This is a genomic window from Streptomyces sp. NBC_00829 (assembly GCF_045161795.1).
In the GTDB taxonomy this organism is placed as follows: domain Bacteria; phylum Actinomycetota; class Actinomycetes; order Streptomycetales; family Streptomycetaceae; genus Streptomyces.
Window position 1 is genome coordinate 7,046,668 of record NZ_CP108867.1, and the last position, 22,346, is coordinate 7,069,013.

The 22,346-nt window shown below is 68.4% G+C and carries 20 protein-coding genes and 2 pseudogenes; 12 read left to right on the forward strand and 10 right to left on the reverse strand.

The genetic code is table 11. From position 1 onward, the window contains the following. Positions 1-10: 10 nt before the first annotated feature. Together OG293_RS31600 and OG293_RS31605 are read left to right on the forward strand one after the other, a co-directional pair. A complete protein-coding gene (locus OG293_RS31600) occupies positions 11-1,465 on the forward strand; it encodes an aldehyde dehydrogenase family protein (protein WP_406002165.1) in 1,455 nt (484 codons plus the stop codon). Positions 1,466-1,638: 173 nt separating this feature from the next. Beyond that, on the forward strand, positions 1,639-2,418 hold the full coding sequence (locus OG293_RS31605) for a DUF402 domain-containing protein (protein WP_406002166.1): 780 nt from the start codon (positions 1,639-1,641) through the stop codon (positions 2,416-2,418). A gap of 437 nt (positions 2,419-2,855) precedes the next feature. On the opposite strand, the gene OG293_RS31610 is transcribed toward OG293_RS31605, so the two are convergent. Then, complete coding sequence (locus OG293_RS31610) at positions 2,856-3,635, reverse strand: SGNH/GDSL hydrolase family protein (protein WP_406002167.1); 780 nt, start codon at positions 3,633-3,635, stop codon at positions 2,856-2,858. Positions 3,636-3,694: 59 nt separating this feature from the next. Between OG293_RS31610 and OG293_RS31615 the strand changes: the two genes are divergently transcribed. Continuing rightward, positions 3,695-4,699 carry a maleylpyruvate isomerase family mycothiol-dependent enzyme gene (locus tag OG293_RS31615; RefSeq protein ID WP_406002168.1) on the forward strand — a complete coding sequence of 335 codons (1,005 nt, stop codon included), beginning with the start codon at positions 3,695-3,697 and terminating at the stop codon, positions 4,697-4,699. Positions 4,700-4,853: 154 nt separating this feature from the next. Further along, positions 4,854-5,111: a holin gene (locus OG293_RS31620; protein WP_406002169.1), complete on the forward strand. Its 258-nt coding sequence runs from the start codon at positions 4,854-4,856 to the stop codon at positions 5,109-5,111. 53 nt (positions 5,112-5,164) lie between these two features. Here the strand turns inward: OG293_RS31620 and OG293_RS31625 are convergent, their stop codons facing one another. From OG293_RS31625 to OG293_RS31645, 5 genes and pseudogenes are all read right to left on the reverse strand, one after another. Beyond that, positions 5,165-6,178, reverse strand: a complete 1,014-nt coding sequence (locus tag OG293_RS31625; protein ID WP_406002170.1) for a hemolysin family protein — start codon at positions 6,176-6,178, stop codon at positions 5,165-5,167. Continuing rightward, positions 6,175-7,512, reverse strand: coding sequence for a hemolysin family protein (locus tag OG293_RS31630; RefSeq protein WP_406002171.1), 1,338 nt, complete (start codon positions 7,510-7,512; stop codon positions 6,175-6,177). Before OG293_RS31630 ends, OG293_RS31625 begins: the two co-directional genes overlap by 4 nt. A gap of 262 nt (positions 7,513-7,774) precedes the next feature. After that, positions 7,775-8,196: pseudogene (locus tag OG293_RS31635) on the reverse strand (GNAT family N-acetyltransferase). Between the two features lie 168 nt (positions 8,197-8,364). After that, positions 8,365-10,929, reverse strand: a complete 2,565-nt coding sequence (locus tag OG293_RS31640; protein WP_406002172.1) for an ABC transporter permease — start codon at positions 10,927-10,929, stop codon at positions 8,365-8,367. Between the two features lie 7 nt (positions 10,930-10,936). Next, positions 10,937-11,749 (reverse strand): ABC transporter ATP-binding protein, encoded by an 813-nt coding sequence (locus tag OG293_RS31645; RefSeq protein ID WP_406002173.1) that lies wholly within the window; start codon positions 11,747-11,749, stop codon positions 10,937-10,939. A gap of 162 nt (positions 11,750-11,911) precedes the next feature. Here OG293_RS31645 and OG293_RS31650 point away from each other — a divergent pair, with 162 nt between their 5' ends. Together OG293_RS31650 and OG293_RS31655 are read left to right on the forward strand one after the other, a co-directional pair. After that, positions 11,912-12,196 carry an antitoxin gene (locus tag OG293_RS31650; protein WP_406002174.1) on the forward strand — a complete coding sequence of 95 codons (285 nt, stop codon included), beginning with the start codon at positions 11,912-11,914 and terminating at the stop codon, positions 12,194-12,196. Continuing rightward, entirely contained in the window at positions 12,193-12,564 is a 372-nt protein-coding gene (locus OG293_RS31655) for a fic family toxin-antitoxin system, toxin component (protein ID WP_406002175.1), read from the forward strand. The genes OG293_RS31650 and OG293_RS31655 overlap by 4 nt, the downstream gene beginning before the upstream one ends. 290 nt (positions 12,565-12,854) lie before the next feature. Here OG293_RS31655 and OG293_RS31660 read toward each other — a convergent pair whose 3' ends face one another. Beyond that, positions 12,855-13,538, reverse strand: a complete 684-nt coding sequence (locus OG293_RS31660; protein WP_406002176.1) for a class I SAM-dependent methyltransferase — start codon at positions 13,536-13,538, stop codon at positions 12,855-12,857. Between the two features lie 179 nt (positions 13,539-13,717). Here OG293_RS31660 and OG293_RS31665 point away from each other — a divergent pair. Next, a pseudogene (locus tag OG293_RS31665) lies at positions 13,718-14,266 on the forward strand (recombinase family protein); the annotation flags it as partial. 49 nt (positions 14,267-14,315) lie between these two features. On the opposite strand, the gene OG293_RS31670 reads toward OG293_RS31665, so the two are convergent. Further along, positions 14,316-15,467, reverse strand: a complete 1,152-nt coding sequence (locus tag OG293_RS31670) for an ISAs1 family transposase (RefSeq protein ID WP_331752099.1) — start codon at positions 15,465-15,467, stop codon at positions 14,316-14,318. Between the two features lie 183 nt (positions 15,468-15,650). Between OG293_RS31670 and OG293_RS31675 the strand changes: the two genes are divergently transcribed. Further along, on the forward strand, positions 15,651-16,886 hold the full coding sequence (locus OG293_RS31675) for a recombinase family protein (protein WP_406002177.1): 1,236 nt from the start codon (positions 15,651-15,653) through the stop codon (positions 16,884-16,886). Between the two features lie 915 nt (positions 16,887-17,801). Here the strand turns inward: OG293_RS31675 and OG293_RS31680 are convergent. Beyond that, entirely contained in the window at positions 17,802-18,098 is a 297-nt protein-coding gene (locus OG293_RS31680) for a hypothetical protein (RefSeq protein ID WP_406003866.1), read from the reverse strand. On the opposite strand from OG293_RS31680, the gene OG293_RS31685 reads away from it, so the two are divergent. Continuing rightward, positions 18,051-18,170: an HNH endonuclease gene (locus OG293_RS31685; protein WP_406003776.1), complete on the forward strand. Its 120-nt coding sequence runs from the start codon at positions 18,051-18,053 to the stop codon at positions 18,168-18,170. The genes OG293_RS31680 and OG293_RS31685 overlap by 48 nt on opposite strands. Here the strand turns inward: OG293_RS31685 and OG293_RS31690 are convergent. Beyond that, positions 18,155-18,715, reverse strand: coding sequence for a hypothetical protein (locus tag OG293_RS31690; protein WP_406002178.1), 561 nt, complete (start codon positions 18,713-18,715; stop codon positions 18,155-18,157). The genes OG293_RS31685 and OG293_RS31690 overlap by 16 nt on opposite strands. A gap of 714 nt (positions 18,716-19,429) precedes the next feature. Here OG293_RS31690 and OG293_RS31695 point away from each other — a divergent pair. The 3 genes from OG293_RS31695 to OG293_RS31705 all read left to right on the forward strand — a co-directional run bounded on the left by OG293_RS31695 (position 19,430) and on the right by OG293_RS31705 (position 22,235). Continuing rightward, positions 19,430-19,846, forward strand: a complete 417-nt coding sequence (locus OG293_RS31695) for a phage terminase small subunit P27 family (protein ID WP_406002179.1) — start codon at positions 19,430-19,432, stop codon at positions 19,844-19,846. A 42-nt stretch (positions 19,847-19,888) separates the two neighbouring features. Then, positions 19,889-20,824 carry a major capsid protein gene (locus tag OG293_RS31700; protein ID WP_406002180.1) on the forward strand — a complete coding sequence of 312 codons (936 nt, stop codon included), beginning with the start codon at positions 19,889-19,891 and terminating at the stop codon, positions 20,822-20,824. A 166-nt stretch (positions 20,825-20,990) separates the two neighbouring features. Next, positions 20,991-22,235: a helix-turn-helix domain-containing protein gene (locus OG293_RS31705; RefSeq protein ID WP_406002181.1), complete on the forward strand. Its 1,245-nt coding sequence runs from the start codon at positions 20,991-20,993 to the stop codon at positions 22,233-22,235. Positions 22,236-22,346: the final 111 nt, after the last annotated feature.

The following is a 22,346-nucleotide window of genomic DNA, read 5'->3' on the forward strand; positions in this document are numbered from 1 at the left end:
GGAGCTCCTCATGGCAGAGCCGCGCCCTGATCATCTTCTCAATTACATCGACGGCCATTGGGTCCCGTCCTCCACCGGCGCGGTACGCGCCAATCTCAACCCGGCGAACACCGGCGACGTGATCGGCGAGTTCGCCGAGTCCGGCGGCAAGGACGCCACCGCCGCGGTCGACGCCGCGGCGGCCGCGCACGGCGCGTGGGACGCGCTCGGCCCGATCGAACGAGCCAAGGTCCTGACCGCCGCGGCCCGGCTGATCGAGCAGCGCCACGACCAGTTCGCCGAGGCCATCACCCGCGAACAGGGCAAGCGCCTGTCCGAAGGCCAGGGAGAAGTGTCCCGCTCGCTGGCCATCCTGCACTTCACCGCCGGTGAGGCCCGGCGGATCAACGGCATCACCACCCCGGCGGAGGAGCCGCGGACCATCGCGATGACCTTCCGGCGCCCACTCGGCGTCGTCGGCCTGATCACCCCGTGGAACTTCCCGGTGGCCATCCCCATGTGGAAGGTCGCCCCGGCGCTGGTCGCCGGCTGTACCGCCGTACTGAAGCCGTCCCCGCTGACACCATGGACCTCGGCCCTGCTGGTGGAGGCGTTCGCCGACGCGGGCCTGCCGCCGGGTGTGCTCAACCTGGTCCAGGGCGATCGGGAGCCAGGCGAGGCGCTCGTCGGGGACGCGCGGGTGGCGGGGATCTCCTTCACCGGCTCGCTGCCCGTGGGACAGGCGATCAACAAGGCGGGCGCGGGCCGCCTGATGCGCACCCAGCTGGAGCTGGGCGGCAAGAACGCGCTCATCGTCCTGGCCGACGCCGACCTCGACGCGGCCGTCGACGCGATCGTGCACGGCGCCTTCGGGCAGAGCGGCCAGCGCTGCAGCGCGACGAGCCGGGTGATCGTCGACCGAGCCATTCGTGAGTCGCTGCTGGAGCGGCTCGTACCGCGCGTGCGGGCCATGCGGATCGGGCGCGGTGACCAGGACTGGGCCGACATCGGTCCGGTCGTCAACGCCGAGCGGATGCAGGCTTGTCTTGACGCGGTTGAGACGGCCGTCGCCGCCGGTGCCACGGTGGCCTGCGGCGGCCGCGCAGCCGTACTCGACACTCCAGGCCACTTCGTGGAGCCGACCGTACTGACCGATGTGGCATGGGACAGCGAGATCGCCCAGGAGGAGGTCTTCGGCCCCGTTCTGTCGGTGATCGACTGCGACGGCTACGACGACGCCATGCGCATCTCCAACTCGGTGAAGTACGGCATGTCAGGGACGATCTTCACTCAGAACCCGTCCCTGATGTTCCAGGCCCTGCAGGACTTCCAGGCCGGGATGCTGCACGTCAACCGGCCCGGTGTGGGCGCCTACTCCCACCTGCCGCACATGGGGGCCAAGGCCTCCCAGCTGGGCGCGCCCGAATGCTCGCCCGACGTCTGGGACTTCTACACCGACCTCCGATCGGCCTGCATCCGGTACTGAGCACCGGGCGCAGGGCCCGTGAGACGGAAAGGGGCCCCCCGCTCCACATCCACACCCTGGGGTATCCCCTCGTGGCCCCATCCGCGCGCACCGCAGCGTACGCGCGGATGGGGCAAGGCCACGAGGCACGACGGCCATCCCCCGTGTCGCCGCCCATCCCTGCGGCCGCCGCCTTGCCCACGCAGACGTCCCCCGCGCGCGCCGGCGACTTCTTCACCATCGACAGGCTCCGAGCCGGTACGTGCCCCGACCCGCCGGACGGGCCGAGGAACGACGCCGGCAGACAGAAGGGGAACAGCAGCTTGTTCGCGAAAGGCCAGACCGTCGTACGCCGGGGCCTCTACCCGGACGGCAGGATCGCCTACGTCCAGTCCGGCCGGGTCGTCGCCGACAACGACCGAGGGCTCCTGGTGTGGACCGCAGCCGGTTCGACCACCATGCGCCGCGTCGCGCTCGACGGAACACCCACACGCCACTGGCCGAGATACCTGGCGATGAGCGTGCCGACCATGCTCGCCCCAGCCACATGGGAGTCCTACGGCACGCTGATGCTCACCCCGCCCGGCACGCAGCACTCGGTGTGGTGGTCATTCGACAGAGATGGCACCTTCGCTGGTTGGTACGTGAACTTGGAGACAGACGCGGGCAGATGGCCGACCGGAACCGACCACATCGACCACGCCCTGGACCTGCTCATCGACCCCGACCGGCGGACGTGGAGATGGAAAGACGACGACGAGTTCACCGACCTGACAGGACGCCCCGGCTTCTGGGACACCAAACAAGCCGCCGGCATCCGCGCAGAGGGCGGGCGGATGCCCGGCCTCGCCACAGCCGAGCAGTTCCCCTTCGACGGCACATGGTCCGACTTCCGCCCCGAGCCGGCGTGGCAGCCGAGCACGCTCCCTTCGTACTGGGATCAGCCTCCCACCTTCCAGGGGCAGCCGCTCTGACGAACCACCGGGCCCCAGCACGGCGGCCCCGCCCGGCCCACAGTACCCGCGGGTGATCCACACACCGAGATACGGAGCCTCAGCCTCCACCGACGCGGAAAAGCTCGACAGCCTGGCCGGCGAGCCCCGGCAGGGCTGGCGTCGACGAGCCGGGACCGCTGGCCAGCCGAGCGGCGAAAGACATAAGCTGGCTCAGACCAGGCTCACCTCACTGTCCTCGCTACTGCGTACCGAGTTCTGCTCCGTATCCCTGAACTGCTCGACACCACGGAGTACCGAGACAGCCCCAGGACTGTGGGACGCAGCGATGTTCACGGTCGTCAGCAGCCGAATGCCGAGCTGCTGGGTCGCCGAGCTGGAGGACGGCAGGCTGGCATTGGCGCCCTGATTCTCCTGGCGGTTCGCGCAGGCCAGCGCCCGGTCAGGTTTGTGGGTTGCTACGAACGCCCAGGCTCGAACGGCAGGAGGTCCGGCCTCTTCGCGGGCCTTCCGTCGCCCGAGGAGCGTCCCGTCAGCCGCCGGCCTATCCAGGGGCCCAGGTACTGCCGGGCGAACCGCAGGTCACCCTTCCGCCGCGCTGCCCAGCCGGGCGCCACCGCGGGCGGCAGCACCGCCTGCCAGTCGTCCTCGGCCTCCAGTCCCAGTGTCTGCCAGACCGCCTCGGCGACCCGCCGGTGCCCGTCGGCCGTGAGATGGAGCCGGTCCAGGTCCCACATCCGCTGGTCGGCGAGCACCTCGGCCCCGTACAGATCCACCACCAGGGCGCCGTGCCGGGCCGCGAGAACGTCCACGTACGCGAACAGCTCCTCCATACGGGGACGAAAGCGCTCCATCACCGGGCCGTTGCGACCCGGGCTGCGCATCAGGACCAGCTGCCGGCAGGAAGGGGTCAGCTTCTCCACGGCCTCTTCCAGGAGCCCGCGCACCCGCCCCATGTCGCACTTGGGGCGCAGCGTGTCATTGAGCCCGCCGACCAGCGTGACCACATCGGGCTGCATGGCGGCCGCCAGATCCACCTGCTCGTCGACGATCTGCCCGATGAGCTTTCCGCGGACGGCGAGATTGGCGTACCGGAATCCTGGTGTCCGGGCGGCGAGCCGCCCCGCGAGCAGATCCGCCCAGCCGCGGTACGAACCGTCGGGCAGGCGGTCGGACATGCCCTCGGTAAAGGAATCGCCGACCGCGACAAAGCTGGTGTAGTTGGCATTCATCTCCATGGCGGAGCGATCGTACCGCGCGGTAAGGTCCGTCGGTTCCGTACCGGGAGGGGAGCTCTGTGAGTGACGCACTGCTGAACGCCCTGGCCGAGGCGCTGGCCGATCTGGTGACCTCGATCGACACCTGCGACGACGATGTGCTCGACCCCGACACGGCGGTGAAATGGCTGGAGACCACCGCGTATCTCCTCGACCGGCTCGCTCCCTCCGACCGACGGGCGCTCTCGCGGCTGGTGGGCCGGGCGGCCGGGCGGCAGCCCGAGGGAGCCTGGCGAGCCGACCTCCTGCGCCTCCCCGAGGGCTTCGGCCTCGACGACGACCAGCACGAGCTGTACTGCGACACGGTCGAGCAGGTGGTGCGGCGTTTCGTCGAGACCGTACGGGACGTGGACCTCGCCGCGCCCGTGCCCAGCTGTCCCGGCTGGACCCTCGCCGACCTCGTCAGACACCACGGCGTCACGCACCGCTGGACGGAACATCTCGTACGCACACGGGCCTGCGAGCGCGTCCGGTCGCGGGACGTCCCCCTCGCACTCCCGGGAGACCCCGCGGCCTATCCCCAATGGCTGGCCGAGAGCGCCGAGGCCGGCCTGCGGACCCTGCGCGATGTCGACCCCGAGACGCCCATGTGGTCCCACGGAGCCGATCAGCGTGTGCGTTTCTTCCCGCGCCGGCTGCTGTTCGAGGCAGTCGTCCACCTCGCCGACGCCGAGCTCGCGCTCGGCATCGAACCGCGCATCGGTGCGGGCACGGCCGCCGACGGCATCGAGGAGTTCCTGGAGAATCTGCGGCACTACTCCTGGATCGCTGAGCCGGTCGCCGCTCTCGGCGAGGGGTCGGTCCGACTCACGGCGACGGACACCGGGGCGGCCTGGACGATCAGCTTCGGGCACGGCACCTACGCCTGGACGAAGAGCGCGGACGAGGCCGCCGCGGGCGTCGAGGGCACGGCGGGCGACCTGCTGCTGCTCGTGTACGGACGGCACCGGGTGGAGGATGCCCGCTTCCGCGTCGGCGGAGACCGGTCCGTTCTGGACGCCTGGCGGGCGGCGACCGCGCTCTAGCTCGCGTCCGCCCGGTTCCGCCGGTCCGCGACGTTCTGCACGCTCGTCCGCTCCCCAACCCTGGGGGGCGGACGCCCCAATTCGCGGACTCCCGATGGCCGTTGTTCCTCCGCCGGGGCTGTCGGTACGGCGTGTTCCGTAGTATGTCCAGATCATGTTCACTGCAGATTTCTGGAAAGCCACCGCGGAGCGCGCCGTACGCACCTTCGCCCAGTCCCTGGCCGCCGTCCTGATGGCCGGTGCCACCGACCTCTTCGACGTCGACTGGCCCGCCGCTCTCGCCACCGCAGGGCTGGCCACCCTCCTCGCCGTGCTCACCGCGATCGGCGCGGCGAAAGTCGGGCGGCCCGGCCCGGGGCTCACCGAGACCACGGAACGGGCCGCTACCGTCACTGTCACCGAGGCGAGCTAGCCGGTCCGGGCTGATGGGGCCCGGGCTCGTGGGTCCGGGCTGGTGGGACCGGACTAGTCGGGCCTGCCCACCAGCTCCCTCAGTACGTCCTCCATCGTCACGAGCCCTACCGGAATGCCATCCTCGTCGAGCACCGCGGCCAGATGCGTACGGCTGCGCCGCATCGCGGTCAGGACGTCGTCGAGGGGTGTCGCCGCCCGGACCCGTGCGATGGGACGCAGCGCGGTGACCGGGAACGGCTCGTCGCCGGGAGTGGCGTCCAGCGCGTCCTTCACATGGAGGTAGCCGAGAATGCGCCGGCCGGAGTCGATCACCGGGAAGCGTGAGAACCCGGACTCCGCTGTCAGCGCCTCCAACTGCTCGGGCGTCGTCCCGGAGGGCGCGTACACCACGCGCTCGACCGGCACCACCACATCGCGCACCGGCCGCCGCCCCAGTTCCAGGGCGTCCCGCAGCCGTTCGGCCGCACGGTCGTCGAGCAGCCCGGCCTCGCCTGCGTCCCGCACCATCCGGGCCAGCTCGTCGTCCGAGAAGGTCGCCGCCACCTCGTCCTTGGGCTCCACCCGCAGCAGCTTCAGCAGCCCGTTCGCGCAGGCGTTGACCATGAAGATCACCGGCCGCAGCGCCCGTGCCAGGGTGACCAGCGGCGGTCCGAGCAGCAGCGCGGACCTCGCGGGCTCCGCCAGCGAGATGTTCTTCGGCACCATCTCGCCCAGCAGCATGTGCAGATAGGTCGCGACCGACAGCGCGATCACGAACGAGATCGGATGGATCAGGCCGTGCGGCACGCCCACCGCGTCGAACACCGGTTCCAGCAGGTGCGCGATGGCCGGCTCGGCCACGATGCCCAGCACCAGCGTGCAGAGCGTGATGCCGAGCTGAGCGGCCGCCAGCAGTGCCGAGACATGTTCAAGGCCCCACAGGACGCTGCGGGCCCGCCGGTTCCCCGCCTCTGCCTGCGGTTCGATCTGACTGCGGCGCACGGAGATCAGGGCGAACTCCGCGCTGACGAAGAAGGCGTTCACGACCAGGGTCACCAGGCCGATGAGGAGCTGGATCGCGGTCATCGTCCGGCCTCCTCGGCGTCGTCGGCGCAGGGGAGCGGCGCATGCAGCAGCACGCGGGCCGCACGCCTGCCGGAGGCGTCCACGACATCCAGCCGCCAGCCCTCCAGGTCGATCCGGTCTCCCTCGGCCGGTATGCGCCCCAGCCGGGTGGCGGCGAGACCGGCCAGGGTCTCGTACGGCCCTTCGGGCACCCGCAGTCCGATCCGCTCCAGCTGGTCCGTGCGCGCGGCGCCGTCCGCCGACCAGAGAGTGCGTCCGTCCGCGTCCTGGCCCGCGGGCGCCAGGTCCGGGGTCTCGTGCGGATCGTGCTCGTCGCGCACCTCGCCGACGACCTCCTCGACGATGTCCTCCATCGTCACCACGCCGGCCGTGCCCCCGTACTCGTCGATGACGACGGCCATGGTGCCCTTGCCCGCCAGCCGGTCCAGGAGCCGGTCCACGGTCAGGCTCTCGGGCACGAGCAGCGGCTCGCGCAGCAGCTCGGAGACGCGGTGGCGGGGGCGGCGCTCGGCCGGGACGGCCAGCACGTCCTTGATGTGCGCGATCCCGACGACGCTGTCCAGACTGCCCCGGTAGACGGGGAAGCGGGACAGACCGGTGGCGCGCGTGGCGTTGGCGACGTCCTCGGCGGTGGCCTGCACATCGAGCGCGGTGACCTGGACGCGCGGTGTCATGACGTTCTCCGCGGTCAGCTCGGCCAGCTTCAGGGTGCGTACGAACAGCTCGGCGGTGTCCGCCTCCAGTGCGCCCGCCTTCGCCGAGTGGCGGGCCAGGGCGACCAGTTCCTGAGGGCTGCGGGCCGAGGCCAGTTCCTCCGTCGGCTCCATGCCGAGCCGGCGCAGGATGCGGTTGGCCGAGTTGTTGAGATGACTGATGAACGGCCTGAACGTGGCGGTGAAGACCCGCTGCGGGGTGGCCACCACCTTCGCCACGGCCAGCGGCGAGGAGATGGCCCAGTTCTTGGGGACCAGCTCGCCGACGACCATCAGCACCAGCGTGGACAGGGCGGTCCCGAGGACCAGGGCGATCGACGAGGCGGCCGAGGGGGAGAGCCCGAGTGCCTCGACGGGGCCGCGGAGAAGCTTGGCGATCGACGGCTCGGAGAGCATGCCGACGACCAGGTTGGTGACCGTGATGCCGAGCTGGGCGCCGGAGAGCTGGAAGGTGAGACCGCGGACGGCCTTGAGGGCACTGGCCGCTCCGCGCTCACCGCGTTCGACGGCCCGTTCGAGTTCGCCGCGTTCGACCGTGGTGAGGGAGAACTCCGCCGCGACGAAGCCACCGCACATGAGCGAGAGCAGCACCGCCACGGCGAGCAGGAGCACTTCGGTCATCGGGTCACCTCCGTCCCATGATCGTGCAGGGGCTGGAGGAATGCTCGATGTCGACTACTGGGAGGCTCGTCCATGGACGGACGCTCACACCTTTCGTAAGGGAGAGTGAATGATCCACCCATGGTAAAGGGTCGGCAAAGTGTTCTGGGACGCGGTGGCCCGGGCGTAGTCGTCCGGTGCCGTGGGCGCTGGGGAGTGTCCGCACAGTACCGGCGTCCGCCCCGAAGGCGACGCGGACCGGGCGGCACTTCGCCGGCACTCCCTAGGAGAAGGGCTTCACCCAGCGCCGCCAGTGGTCCTCGCGGTGGTACCCGGCCGCGGCCCACGCGCCGTGCGCCCCCTCGTTGGCCTCCAGCACCATGGCGTCTCCTCGCCTGCCTCCCACGGCAAGGAACCGCTGCTCCGCCGCCGCCAGCAGCGCGGCCGAGATTCCCCGCCTGCGGTGCGACGGCAGCACGGCGAGCCGGTACAGCGAGCAGCGCCACCCGTCGTACCCGGCGATCACCGAGCCCACGATCCGGCCTTCCGACTCGGTCGGAATCAGCGCCCGTGGATCCCGCTGGATCAGTCGTGTGACCCCGTCCACGTCGTCCGTGATGCCCGTACCCTCCGCCGCCTGCGCCCAGAAGCCAGTACGGACGCGGCCTCCTCGGGCCCGGCAGTGCGTATCCGCAGGTCGATCATGCTCGGGAGCCAAGCGCGCGAGGACGCGGGCACGCCAGCGGCTTTCACCGTTCGAGACGGGCCGGAGCGTGCCGGACCGGCGACCGGCAGCGGGGACCGGCGGCCGGCAGTGGGGCGCGCAGGCCTGCCGACCGCTCAGGTGCCGGCCCTGCGGCACCGGACCCCGGCCTACTCGTGGGCGATCGCCGCCAGCACATTCATGCGCGAGGCGCGCAGCGCGGGAAGCACGGCCGCCGCGAGTCCCACGATCACCGAGCCGATCACGACCGCGACCATCGTGCCCCAGGGCACCGCGAACGCCTTCAGCCCCTCCAGCGCCAGCACCTGCTGCACGGCCACACCCCACACCATGCCCAGCGCCAGCCCCAGCAGCGCGCCGAAGACCGCGATCACGACGGACTCCAGCCGGATCATGCGCCGCAGCTGGACCCTGGAGAGCCCGATGGCGCGCAGCAGCCCGATCTCGCGGGTCCGCTCCACCACCGACAGTGCGAGGGTGTTGACCACGCCGAGGACGGCGATGACGATCGCGAGCCCCAGCAGCGCGTACACGAGGTAGAGCATCACGGCGATCTGCTGGCGGATCAGTTCCTTGTAGTCGGCCTGATCGCGCACCTGCACCTGCGGATAGGGGTCGAGGGCCGTCTCCAGTGCCTTGCGCAGCTCCTTGGCGTCGCTGCCGCTCGCCGCGTTGACGTACAGCACGGCCTCCTGACCGCCCGGCAGATACCTCTCCACGGTGGAAAGCCCCATGAACAGCCCGCCCCGCATCCCCGGCCCGCCGCTCTGGTCCATCTCCGTGAGCGCGCCGACCGTGAGCCGGGCCTTTCGGCCACCCGCGAACTCGACCGGCAGCACCGAGCCGATGCGCACTTTGTGGTCCTCGGCGTACCCGCGGTTCATCGCGATGCTGTCCGGTGCCAGCGCCGCGGCCGTGTCCCCGCCGGCGTAGGTGATGTGGGCGGCCTCGTCCAGCCGCGGGTCGTATCCGGAAGCCGTCGACTCCACCCGCTTGCCGTCCGGCATGGTCAGCGCGAGCGGGGCGAATCGCTGCCGTACGACGACTCCCGCACTGTCGACGGCCTTCACCTTCTCGGTGATCTCCTTCGGGAACGGCACGAAGTTGGCGTTCTGCACGACGAAGTCGGCGCCCAGCGTCTTGTCGATCCGGTCGTCGAAGGACTTGGTCATCGAGGCGCTGGCGATCGACAGACCGCCCACGAGCGCCAGGCCGACCATCAGCGCGGCCGCGGTCGCGCCCGTACGCCGTGGATTGCGCAGCGCGTTGCGCTGGCTCATCCGGCCGACCGAACCGAACAGCCTGGGGAACGCCCCGCCCAGCACCCGGATCACCGGCCGCACCAGCAGCGGCCCCGCCACCACGGTCGCGATCAGCGTGAGCACCACGCCGAGCCCCAGCAGAGACGCAGCCGACGAGGTCTTCTCGCTCACCACGCACCCCGCGAGCGCCGCGGCCCCCGCCGCGCCCACCACGGCCCCGGCGACGGCCCGGACCTTCAACGGCCGCCCGACGCCCGCGACTTCGGCATCGGACAGGGCCGCCATGGGGGAGACACTCGCGGCCCGCCGGGCGGGCAGATACGCGGCGACGAAGGTGACGCCGAGACCGACCACGTATGCCGACACCGGCGTCGCCACACCCACCACCATCTCGGCGGCGCTCAGATTCATCCCGAGCAGTCCCATCAGCTCGATGAGCCCGGCCGCGAGCCCGATACCCGCCGCGAGTCCGAGCGTCGAGCCGACGAGTCCCAGCAGCAGGGCCTCGGCGAGCACGGAGTCGCGCACCTGGCGGCGGTCCGCACCGAGCGCCCGCAGCAGCCCCAGTTCGCGGGTGCGCTGGGCGATCAGCATCGAGAAGGTGTTGACGATCAGGAAGATCCCGACCAGCACCGCGACACCGGCGAAGCCGAGCATCACGTACTTGATGACATCGAGGAACGGGCCCAGCTGGGCGGCGGCGGACTCGGCCTGCTCGTCGGCCGTCTTCACCTCGTACGTATCACCCAGCTGAGCGACGATCCGCTGTTTGAGGGTCTCGTCGCTCACGCCCTCGGCCGCGTCCACCGACACCGAGGTGGCGGCGTCCGGCCTGCCCAGCAGCTTGGTCCGGGCGGTCGGCGGGTCCAGGAACACCAGCGCGGCGCCGGGATTGGTGGTCGTGAACGTCGCGATGCCGACGATCTTCACCTGGAACGAGCCGGGCTGTGCCTGCACGGTGAGCGTGTCCCCGATGCGCAGGTGCTTCTTGTCGGCGGTGTCCTTGTCCAGCAGCGCCTCGCCGGGGCCGTGCGGCTCGTGCCCGCTGGTGAGCTTCACCGGACTGCGGTCGGAGACCCGCCAGGTGGTCGCGATGGTGGGCGCGCCGGTCGTGGGTCCGACCGCTTCGTTCTTGTCGTCGACGACCGTGAGGTTCTGCACGGCGGCGTCGACGTGGGTGGCCTCGACACCGGGGACCGAGCCGATGCGCCCCGCGAGCGAGGCGGGCACGGTGCGTACGACTCCGGTCGGGACGGCCTCGTCGATGCCCTTCTTCGGCGAGACCGTGACATCGGCCGAGGTGGAGGCGAAGAGCCGGTCGAAGGTGCGGGCGACCGTGTCCGAGAAGATGAGGCTGCCGCTGATGAAGGCCACGGACAGCAGTACGGCGAGCGCCGACAGCATGAGCCGGCCCTTGTGTGCGAAGAAGCTCCGCAGTGTTGCCTTGAGCACCGGGTCCTCAGTTCTCGCTCAGGGTCTCGGAGTCGGAGGTCTCCTGACGACCTCCGGAGAACAGGCGCATACGCTCCAGGACGGCCTCGGCCGTCGGTTCGGGCATGACATCGACGATCTGCCCGTCCGCGAGGAACAGCACCAGATCCGAATGGGCGGCGGCGCCCGGGTCGTGGGTCACCATCACGACGGTCTGCCCCAGCCGGTCGACGGCCTCACGCAGGAAGCCCAGCACCTCCGCGCCCGCCCGCGAGTCGAGGTTGCCGGTCGGCTCGTCCGCGAAGATCAGCTCCGGGCGTGACGCCAGCGCCCGGGCACAGGCCACCCGCTGCTGCTGACCGCCAGAGAGCTGTGACGGGCGGTGCTTCAGCCGGTCGCGCAGCCCGAGCGTGTCGATGACCTGCTCCACCCATGCGCGGTCGGGCTTGCGACCGGCGATGTCCATGGGGAGCGTGATGTTCTCCGCGGCGGTCAGGGTGGGCAGCAGATTGAACGCCTGGAACATGAAGCCGATACGGTCCCTGCGCAGCCGGGTCAGTTCACGGTCCTTCAGACCAGTGATCTCCGTGTCTCCCAGCCACACCTGGCCGGCGGAGACCGTGTCGAGACCGGCGAGACAGTGCATCAGGGTGGACTTGCCCGAGCCGGACGGGCCCATGACCGCGGTGAACCGTCCGCGCAGGATGTCGACATCGACGCAGTCCAGGGCGCGTACGGCGGTCTCACCGGTGCCGTACGCCTTGGTCAGAGCCCGTGCGCGGGCGGCGAGCGGTACGCCCGTGGCCCGGTCGTGAGCAGGTGCAGTGGCAGGTGTGGACAAGGCCGCCTCCCGTGTCGTGGCCGCTCCGGCTCCCCTCCATGAGGTGAGCGTAGATCGGACACGCGCGTGCGGGCATCCCTCGCGGGTCCGGTCCCCGGGTCGGTGTAAGGGGCACTCGAAGCCCTCTTGCCGGTGCTAGCGCCTGCCCGCTAGCTTGTGAGGGTGGCGAAGACCCAGCTGAACGTGAGAGTGGACGAGACGACCGCCGAGGCCGCGCGCCAGCGGGCGACGCAGCGCGGGATGAGCGTCAACCGCTACATCGAGGAACTCGTGAAACAGGACGCGGGCGAAGTGGGACGCACCTTCGTGGAGGCGGCGTCGGACTTCATGAAGAGCTACGAGTCGGTGTTCGCCGAGGAGTTCGGCGAGCTCGGTACGGGCAAGGGCGCGGACACGGACAAGGCCGACGGCACGCGGCCGGACGCCTCGGACGAAGGCAGCCGTTGACCCTTCGGATCGACCTCGCCTGGCTGCTCATGGTCGCCGAGCACAAGACCCCGGGCGACCCGCAGGTCACCGACTGGGGTGCCCTCGTCGCCGCCGTCAGCCGCCATGATGCCGAGATATTCGGCATCCCCGTCTACAGCGACCCGCACACCCGCGCGGCCTGCCTGCTGCAACTGCTGCTGCATGTGCCGGCGCTGGAGCACTCCAACGCCATGTTCGCCTCCGCCGTCGCCTACGGCTATCTCGTCGCCAGCGGGCTCAAGGTGGTCACCTCACCCGAGCAGGTGCGGGATCTGGCACGACTGGTCAAGCACGGCAAGGCGGATGTGCGCGCCATCGCCGACGAACTGCGCCAGTGGAGCCAGTGAGCCCTTGTGTACGGGATCGGCCCTGGTGAACCAGATCGTTGGAGGGCGTCCGTCCGGGTGAAGCTCCGGCCGGGCTGCTCGGCACATGCGGCACCAGCGCATCTCACTCGACTCGTGCGGCAGACGCATGACCCCAGCCGTGGCCGGCTCCGCCGATGCCCGGGTACGGGAAGCACATCGAGCCTGGCAAGCAGGCCGATCGGCCGGCCACCGGGAGGGAACGGGCCGACGCCCTGCTGGCGTTCGCCGGCCGGCCGGACCGGGACGGCCGGGCCGCCACGCGGAAGGCCCTACGGCAGGTCCGTGCCGAACGGCCGCCGGGCCACGCCCAGCACACAGGGGGACGACGGAAGCCTCACACCCCGCTCGGGCACCCGCAGCCTGCGGTACATCCCCAGCTCGAAGCCCGCCGCCTCGATCGCGGCGATCGTGTCCCGTGCCGTGTGACAACCACCGAACATCAGCGGCCAGACCGTGCGGTCCAGAGCGCGCTGGGTCCTCGCCATGCCCTTGTCCTCGGCCAGACCGTGCTCGAAGAACCGCAGCTCACCCCCGGGACGCAGCACCCGCTTGATCTCGCCGAGAGCCCGCGGGAGATCCCGTACCGAACACAGCACCAGTGATGCCACGGCCCCGTCGAAGGCCTCGCTCTTGACGGGCAGCGCCTCCGCCGCGCCGGGTACCACGTCCACCGGGACCTCGCTGCGGCGTGCGGCCTGTGTCGCCAAGTGCCGCAGGCTGCGCTCCGGTTCCAGCGCGACGACCTCGGACACGGCCTGCGGGTAGTACGCGAAGTTCAGACCGTTGCCCGCGCCGATCTCGATCACGCGGCCGGAAAGGCCGTCGAGGAGCTCTCTGCGGTACGCGGCAATACCGGCATTCCTGTCGGCTGCCACGCTGAACCTGGCGTAGAAGCGGGCGAAGACCGGATGGTGGACGGCGTCCCGGGGCACTTTGGTGCTGCGCAGGCGCATGGCGGGCCTCCTCGGGACGGCGGTGCACTCACCGTCATTCTCCCCCTGCCTGCACAAAGCAGAACTCGTTGCCCTCCGGATCTCCCAACACTCCGTTCTAGCGGTTCTGGAGTGTGGCCATGGTGGCATCGGTGCTGGTCAAGGGCGGTAGCGGGAATTCGTTGCTCCCCAAAGAGAGCATGACGACTACCCGTGACCCCCTCGCCGGGACGGTCTACACCGAGACCCTTCGGGGTGTGCGGTGCGTCCGGCTCTCCGTACTCACTGACGAGACCACCAGCCCCGAGCGACAGCGCGAAGCCGATGACATAGCGGCAGGCGCACTCAACATCGCATTCGGCGAGGGTGACGGACTCCGCGAAGCCGTGGACCTTGACGTGTCCGCGAGCAAGATTTCCCCGTTCGACCGTCCCGCGCTCGGCTCATGGCTCGCCCGCCCGGACGAGTTCGACGCGCTGGTCTGGTGGCGCTTCGACCGTGCCATCCGGTCCATGAGCGACATGCACGACCTAGCCAAGTGGGCGAAGCAACACCGAAAGATGCTCGTCTTCGCCGAGGGCATCGGCGGGGGTCGGCTCGTGTTCGACTTCCGCAACCCCATGGACCCCATGAGTGAACTCATGATGATGATGCTCGCCTTTGCCGCTCAGGTGGAATCCCAGAGCACCAGCGACCGAGTTACCGGAGCCATGGCAGCCATGCGGAAGATGCCGCTTCGGTGGGGGGGGGTGGCGGCCAGGGCGATTGCAAAGTCCTTTGATCGGGCGTCGGTGCAGGTCAGTTGAGGCCGAGGAGGGCCAGCGGCCGCTCGTAGGGGCGGAGGGCTGTGGTGCGGAGTCCGGCGGCGATGTTGGTGTGGCCGGCGTCGCGGAGTTGGTTGATGGCGAAGCTGCGGAGGGTGGCCATGTTCTCCGGGCTGTGCCCGGTGCGGATCTTGGAGGCGTCCTCGCGGAAGGCGGTGTCCCTGACGAAGTGGAGCCTGTTTTCGATCACCCAGTGTGCTCTCAAGATCGTTGCGATCCGTTCGGGGGATGCCTGACGGCTGGTCAGGTCAGTGATCACGTAGACGGTCTCGCGGCTCTGCTTGCCGGTCCTGGTGTCGGTGCGGTGGCGGACGACCCTGGCGACCTGGGCGGCGTGGGGGAAGTCGACGCCGAGGTAGGTGACGGTCAGGGCCTGCACGACCCGGGTCTCTTTGCGGCCGTGGCCGGTGGTGCGGTCGTAGAACTTCGCCGTCGCCTCCTGCCAGGGCAGGGTCCGCAGTTGCTCGTAGAGGTTCTTCTGGTTCCGCTTCACGGTGAAGGCGTAGTGCGCCTTCTTGACGTCGACGAGGAAGCGGGCGTGTTCGCGCTGGGTGTGCAGGGCATCGCCGGTCACGGTGACGCCTTGCAGGTCATAGGGGTCCAGGAGAGCGGCGAAGCACGTGATCTCGTTCGTCTTCTCGGGGACCCTGAGCTGGGTGACGGTCATCCCGGTGCCGGTCATCGCGGCGAGCAGGTGCGCGGCCGGGGTGGCGCCGAGGCGCGAGCCGCGGGCGCTCTTGCCGTCGATCGCGAGGGTGGCGGTGCCGGCCGGGTCGTGGCCGAGGAGGTCGGCCAGGCCGCCGGGGCAGGTGTCCTTGATGACCCGGCGGACCGTCGCGCCGCTGGGCGGGATACGCACGGCCAGGGCGGTCGCGGTGCGGGCACCGAGCCTGGCCAGGACGTCCTGCGGGGCCTCGGCCGCCCACTCGCTGATCGCCACGAAACTCCTCGCGCCGGTCACCACGGCGGAGCAGGCGATCAGCAGTACTGCCACGAAGGGGTGACGCTTCCCCCGCCGGCACCGCGGATCGGCCAGTGCCCGCAGCCGTGTCGCCAGCGGGCCGATCGCACGGTGCTGACGGGTGGGCGACTTGACCAGACAGACGGTGGCAGACTGACGGCACATCGAAGCTCCGTTGTGGGACGGCGACTTGGGAAGGTCACCTCCACAACGGAGCTTCGTTGCGTCCGGTCGCGCACCCGACCAGCATCGTCATACCGCCGTGACCTGCACATCCGAGAGATCACCACGACTTTGCAATCGCCCTGGGGTGGCGGCAAGCCCCCGTACGGCTACATGCCCGCCCCCATGCCCAAGGAACACGGCGGCATCGGCTGGACGCTCGTCCCCGACCCAGACGCCGTGCTGATCATTGAGCGCATCGTGCGTGAGCTATTGGAAGGCAAGACCGCTTCCGCCGTGGCAGTCGGGCTCAATGAGGACCAGGTTCCGAGCCCGCGCGATCACTGGGCCATGAAGCAGAACCGTGCCAAGGGCGGGCGGCCCGGCGGGAGCAAGGGTCTCGTTAAGGAAGCGTTCAACTGGAACCCGATGGTTCTGACTCGGATGCTCAAGAACGCGACGTTGCTCGGCTGGAAGATGCACCTGGGCAAGCCCGTCCGGGACGACCAGGGCAGCCCAATCATGCACACCGAAACCCCGATCATGACCCGCGAGGAGTTCGACCGCATCGGCGCACTGCTGGACGCGCGGAGCATCGACAACCGCGTACGAAAGGACACCAACGCGCTTCTACTGTGGGTCATCCACTGCGCACACTGCGGGGGCCGCATGTACCAGTGTAAGCCGACCCGCAACGGGGCAGGCGTGAACGACTTCTACAAGTGCAACAGCCACGCGCGGGGCGACCTGTGCGAGCTGCCCGCCAACATCCGAGCGGACTGGACCGACGAATACGTCACCGCCGAGTTCCTGCGGCTGGTCGGCCCGATCCAGACGAAACACGTCGTCGAGATTCCGGGCTATGACCCCGAGCCCGAACTACGAGCCACTCTTGCCGAGTTCGAGGAGCACCAGAAGCAAGAGGGACGCCAGAAGTCCCGGCACGCGCAGCAGGCATGGCAGGAACGCGCGGACGCTCTCGACAACCGGATAGCCGAGCTGGAGACCCGTGAAAAGGTCGAACCGCAACGCCTCGTGACCCCCACCGGCCTCACGTTCGCGGACGAGTGGGAAGCCGCAGACACAGCGAGCCGGCGAGCCATGCTGATTGAAGCTGGGGTTCGGCTGGACGTACGGCGCGGCACCCGTGGCGGGTGGCGGAAACTGGACACGTCCCGCGTTGCCTTCACCATGACGGGTGAGCTGGACCCCGCCGCGGAAGGCGTGGCCGTAGCCGCTGCGGACACCGAAGCCGAAGCCACCGGAACGGACGTTCCCCCGGTGCCCGGTTCCATGGCACGCCTCGCGGAGACCACGGCCGAACCGGTACACACCCTCGCCGAGCCCGTTACAGATCCCGCCCTCAAGCATCCCGAGCCCGTTGCCGTGCTGGTGCCCGAGCGGATTCCGGTCCGCGGGTGACGCTCGGTTGGGGCGGGATACCCTCGCTGCTAGTCCGCACCAGAATGGAGCGTGCGGGTTAGGCACTGGTGCCCCCCTTGTGGGACGCAGTACGACCGGGGCCGCACAAGCCCCAAGACAGCCCCGGCAGTCCCTCACGGACCGCCGGGGCTCTCTGCGCACGGGCGCTCGTGGCTTCGAAGGGGCGGCGCGACCAGCGGACGGACCCATGACGGTATGACGGTTAGACCTACTTTTTTGAATGCACATAGAAAAATATAGAGAAAACCAAAACGGCATCCGAACCGTCATCCCGTCATGGTCCGGGATGGGAAGTTCAGCGGGGCGGGCTCGGCTTCGCCGCGGGTGCGGGAATTCGTTGCTCCCCATTACACAGTGAGGGAGCAAGTGCGACCCCGAGCGGCCCGAGACCGGGCACCGGGATCTTCCCGCTCTCCACAACACAGTGAGAGCGGGTTACCGCGCACCCCACCAGTCCGGAATCGGCGGTCTGTGTGCCCGACTCTCACACCAGTTCTGCCCGTGCACCACGCACCCGCTTGGGGTGGCCGCAGGGGTCGTGAGGCATAGCGCGGGGAGACTGCACCGCCCATCAGTAACCGGCTCGTCCGCGAGTCGCCGAACGGGGTTGTAAGCCCGTGTGGTCTCCCCACTGTGTCCGGATAGGCCGAGCTGGAGAGGACAATCACACCGCGCGACTGACCCAACGGATGGGGTCGGCACTAGTTCACGACGTGAGGACCTTGTGCGGGCTCGCAGTACGTAAGCCCCTCGCTGTCCACTAGTCGGGTAAGGCTGTATGCCTCCCACTGGAGACCGAGACCGCAGAGTCCGCAGTGACCAGCGAAGCGGCGGTAGCCCGGTGTGGGCTCGGGGGTGCCATCAGGTGTAGTCATCCACCCAATGTAGGGCGCATCACTGACAGGGGGCATCGTGCGCTGCATCGACTGCTCTCGACCGGCGACCCACCGAGGACGCTGCGAGAGCCACCATCAGGACTACGAACAGCGGGCTTCGGTACGTGCCCGGCGTGCCCGCCGCGCGGTGCTGGTCCAGGTGTTCTCGGGGGCCGCTCGGCTCCGTGCCCTGGTCGGTGCCCGTGGTGGTGCCCGCTGTGCCCGGTGCGGGTCCCTCGCCCTCGCGGACGTGGTGGACGTGGACCACGTGCAGCCGATCGCACTCGGGGGCGAGGACACGGACGGCAACGTTCAAGTGCTGTGCCGTCCGTGCCACCAAGGGAAGACAAGCGCAGAGTTCGGAGCCAAGAGTCAACGAGCGCAATGATCGGCCCCTAGGTCTCGCATTTGGTCGTGCCACACCGCGAGCTTTGACTGTGTGTCGCTGAGTTGACTTGACGCGTCGGCGAGCTTGCCGCTCTGGACATTCACCACAGCCGCTCCCAGCGAGTCCATCATGTAGCTTCCGGTGTCAAGGGCCTTTCGGATATCCTCCTTCATCTTTTCCGGTTGATCGATTTCGCGGAGGCTGCCTATGAAGGTCTTGAATGTTGCGGAGGCTGTTTGCGTGGCGGCCACCGCGTTAGCGGCATCAATTTGGGTGGCTTGGCTGGAAGCAAGCTGGCTCGCCCAATAGCTGATCCACTGAGCTGAGCTGATGAGTCCGGCATTTACACCAGTCAACTGCCTTTCGCAGACGCCTGATGCCTTTTGCCTCCACTCGTCCGGCGTGATTCCATCGTCTTCACACGCCTTGGGGATTCCGATGGCAAGAGCGATGATTCCGGCTATCCCGGAAAGTGCCGCAATCCACCATCCAACATGGCCCTTAAGGGTACTGCGCTCACGCGTTTCAGTGGACTCATCGTTCATCACCCACCTCCAAGCCTGGCGGACAACGCAAGCCAATTCTCCTCGTTTCTATAACACTTCGCATGTTGAGTCGATGGTGCGCAAATCAACCATCATGTCCGCGCAATGAGGTGCCCCATGCCCCGAAAACCACGCCCTCCGTGCTCGGTACCCGGGTGCCCCAAGCTGACCGCCCGTGGTGGTCGGTGTGCAGAGCATGAGCGCGAGGCCAACGCGAACCGTGCGTCCCGTGGTGGCGCTGTCTACACCACACGGTGGCAGCGCATCCGTAAGGCGTACCTGTACGCCAACCCGTGGTGTGTGCTGTGCGGTCGAACGGCGAACGTGGCCGACCACTTCCCATTGAGCCGACGTGAGTTGCTTGCCATGGGTGAGGCGAGCCCGGATGCGGCGAAGCATCTGCGCCCGCTGTGCGTCACGTGCCACAACCGCGAGACAGCCCGCAATCAGCCGGGCGGATTCGCTGCCGAAGCGAGATCACGCCGTGAATCAAACGAGCGCCCGCCGGATTGACCAGGGGGCGGCCCCGATCTCCTTCCGGAACTGAGCGTTGGGGAGCGCGGAAACACGCGGCGGTGCAGCGGGCGTTTTTGGAGAGCCTGCAAAGGGGTCGAAACCAGGAAGTGAGAATGCGTGGCTGATAGATACAGGCCAAAATCGGCAGTTCAGCGGGCACGAGAGGGGAACCCTTCAAGGACCGCTATCAAAGAAGGGGTGATCGTGCCCCGCGCGATCCTCGCTGAGCCCGATTGGGCCGAGGTGTTCAAGTCCTCGCCGCTCACCGAAATCGAAGCAGCGAACGCGCGATGCCGGGACGTGGCATCCCAAGAATGGCGGCGCGTGGTACCTGTGCTGGAAGTCGCCGCAGGAATTGGCGAAGTGGACCATGCCACCGTGAAAGACCTGTGCGTGTGCGTGGCCCGCATCGACCAGGCGGAACGCGACCTTTCCGAGCGCGGACTCATGGTGACCGCCGAGCGTGGCACGGTGAAGAACGGCGCGGCCACGATCGCAGGCCAGTACCGCTCACAGCTCGCCCGGTACATCGGAGAACTCGGGCTGTCCCCGTCCGCCCGTGGCCGCCTGACACCGCCGGATGACCGCGGGGACGACTCAGATATCTGGGACTGAACCCCGGACCGCAGTAACTCAAACAATGACCAGAGGAGCACCATGGCCCTTACCCTTGCCGAATCAGCGAAGCTCACACTTGACCAGTTGCAGCGTGGTGTAGTGGAGACGTTTGTTCAGGAGTCTCCCATTCTCGATCGTCTGCCGCTGATCCAAGTTGAAGGGAGCGCATACAAGTACAACGAGGAATCTACCCTGCCCGGCGTCGCGTTCCGTGCCGTAAACGAGGCATATCCGGAGAGCGTGGGTGCACTCAACCAGCGCGTTGAAACGCTTGCCATCCTCGGCGGAGACGCGGACTTGGACAAGTTCATCGTCCAGACACGCGGCAATCTGAATGACCAGCGAGCCGTTCAGACCCACATGAAGATCAAGGCTGCGTCGATTCACTTCTCTGACCAGTTCTTCAATGGCGATGTGATGGTGAACCCGAAGGGCTTCGACGGTCTGCGCAAGCGACTCATGGGAAGCCAGGTGATCGACGCGAAGGGCGTGGGACCCGTCGCCAACGGCTACGACTTCTTCGACACCTTGGACGCCCTGACCGCGCAGGTGCGCGGGATCAGCGGATCGAACGGCGCGCTCTACATGAACGGCGCACTGCGGGCCAAGATTGTGTCCGGGTTCCGCCGTCTGGGTGGGGGTGAACTCCTGGTCAATGAGATAGCCGGGAAGCGCTCCACCATGTGGAACGGGCTCCCGCTGCTGGATGCCGGGCAGAGGCTCGACGGCACGGACGTGCTGCCGCTCACGACGGAGACGAGTGGCAAGGTGACCGGAGATATCTACGCCGTGCGTTTCGGCTCCTCCGAGGCGGATGCCGGAGTGTCCGGTCTGACCAACGGTGGAGTGCAGGCAACCGACTTGGGTGAGGCCCACGACAAGCCCGTCTATCGGACTCGTATCGACTTCTACTGCGGTCTCGCGCTGTTCGGCGGAAGGGCCGCCGCACGGCTGACAGGTGTTGTGAACGGCTGACAGCGCTGACAGTAAAGCCCCGTACTCACTTCCCTTTCCGGGGAGTTGGGTGCGGGGCATTTTCCACTTCTGGCGGTGAGTCAGATAATCTCGCGAGCGGTCCGGCTTGACTGATCAGAGTTGCCCGGCTACGGCGGGGGCATACGCTTGACGTGAGGTGGTGCCAATGTCCACAGGGTTGCCTGACAACATCAGGAAGTTCCGGCGCACGGCCGGACTGAGCCAAGAGGGGCTGGCCGAAGCGGCTGACCTGTCGCTGAGCACCGTACGCAAAGTGGAGCAAGGCGGAGACGTCAGGGTTGAGACCCTGCACACCCTTGCCCGCGCGCTCGGGGTCTCCACATCCGCGCTGTTTGCCACTGAGGCACCCCGGTCCGTGGTGGGTCCCCAAGACGACGCCAACCGGCGTCACTTGGCGGAGCTGCGGCGGGCACTCATGCCGCCCATCGGGCTTGCCGCTCCTCTCGCTGGAGAGCCAGCGGAACCCGGGGGACTGGACGCGACGCGCCAAAAGGTCCGGGATGCGCGGGCGCTGTACGACCAAGACCGCTACTCATCCGTGGCCAAGTTGCTCCCCCCGCTGCTTCGCTCTTCTGAAGCTGCCGTCAACGTCCTTGAGGGGGAAGAGCAACAACAAGCAGTCATGGCGCGCTCTCAAGTGCTGTTGATGACAGGACAGTTCCTCACTCAGGTGAGGCAGTACGACATGGCCTACTACGCGCTGGCCGAAGCGATCCGCCTTGCGCGGGAGAGCGGGCAGACCCTCACGGCTGCCACGGGAGTGGTCGGTATGTGCTGGCTGTTGCTGCGGCAGGACCGATTCGACGAGTGTGAGCAATTGGCGGCGCAGACCGCAGCGGAGATCGAACCCCGGCTGTCTGAGGCAACTACGAACCGTCTGGCCGTGTGGGGGGAGCTGTGGCTTCGGGTCGCAGCGTCCAGCGTGCGGAACAACCGCCCGGACGTAGCCGCTGAGGCCCGACGGATGGCAGCGACGGCAGCAAGCGCCATGGGCCGTGAGGATGCCGGATTCCCTAACCACTGGGGTGGATTCGGTCCGGCAACGGTCGAGATGAAGGCCATCGAAGACCTGTCACTGACCGGAAACGCGCGCGGAGTGCTCCGGCGAGCCGACGAAGGCCCGGTGAGCGCAAGCGGTATGCGCGGTCTCGGTGTGGTCACGCCAAACAACTGGAACCGTCATCGCCTGGACGTGGCCAAGGCTTACGTTGCGACCGGCGAGCACCTGGAAGCCATGGGCGAGCTGATGCAGATTAGGCAGCGCGCGGAGGGCTGGATCACGCACCAACCCATGGCCCAGTACGTCATGACGGACATCCTGAAGACTCGTAAGCGGACGCTGACCGAAGAAATGCGGAGCATGGCGGTACATCTCGGGGTCGCCGGATAGGTACTGCGAAGCGTGGTAGTTCGGCACTCAGCATCGCTCAACTACCGCTCTGCACGCGTGGATTGAAGCTCTGACGGTTCATAGATTCCCTCCACCGGCTACGTGGCAGAG

Excerpts from the sequence above, each read along its gene's own strand:
- OG293_RS31630 (WP_406002171.1), bottom strand. The coding sequence starts at position 7,512 with ATGACCGAAGTGCTCCTGCTCGCCGTGGCGGTGCTGCTCTCGCTCATG.
- OG293_RS31705 (WP_406002181.1), top strand. The coding sequence starts at position 20,991 with ATGTCCACAGGGTTGCCTGACAACATCAGGAAGTTCCGGCGCACGGCC.
- OG293_RS31625 (WP_406002170.1), bottom strand. The coding sequence starts at position 6,178 with ATGACCGCGATCCAGCTCCTCATCGGCCTGGTGACCCTGGTCGTGAAC.
- OG293_RS31700 (WP_406002180.1), top strand. The coding sequence starts at position 19,889 with ATGGCCCTTACCCTTGCCGAATCAGCGAAGCTCACACTTGACCAGTTG.
- OG293_RS31600 (WP_406002165.1), top strand. The coding sequence starts at position 11 with ATGGCAGAGCCGCGCCCTGATCATCTTCTCAATTACATCGACGGCCAT.
- OG293_RS31690 (WP_406002178.1), bottom strand. The coding sequence starts at position 18,715 with ATGAACGATGAGTCCACTGAAACGCGTGAGCGCAGTACCCTTAAGGGC.
- OG293_RS31610 (WP_406002167.1), bottom strand. The coding sequence starts at position 3,635 with ATGGAGATGAATGCCAACTACACCAGCTTTGTCGCGGTCGGCGATTCC.
- OG293_RS31670 (WP_331752099.1), bottom strand. The coding sequence starts at position 15,467 with ATGTGCCGTCAGTCTGCCACCGTCTGTCTGGTCAAGTCGCCCACCCGT.
- OG293_RS31620 (WP_406002169.1), top strand. The coding sequence starts at position 4,854 with ATGTTCACTGCAGATTTCTGGAAAGCCACCGCGGAGCGCGCCGTACGC.
- OG293_RS31675 (WP_406002177.1), top strand. The coding sequence starts at position 15,651 with ATGCCCAAGGAACACGGCGGCATCGGCTGGACGCTCGTCCCCGACCCA.
- OG293_RS31660 (WP_406002176.1), bottom strand. The coding sequence starts at position 13,538 with ATGCGCCTGCGCAGCACCAAAGTGCCCCGGGACGCCGTCCACCATCCG.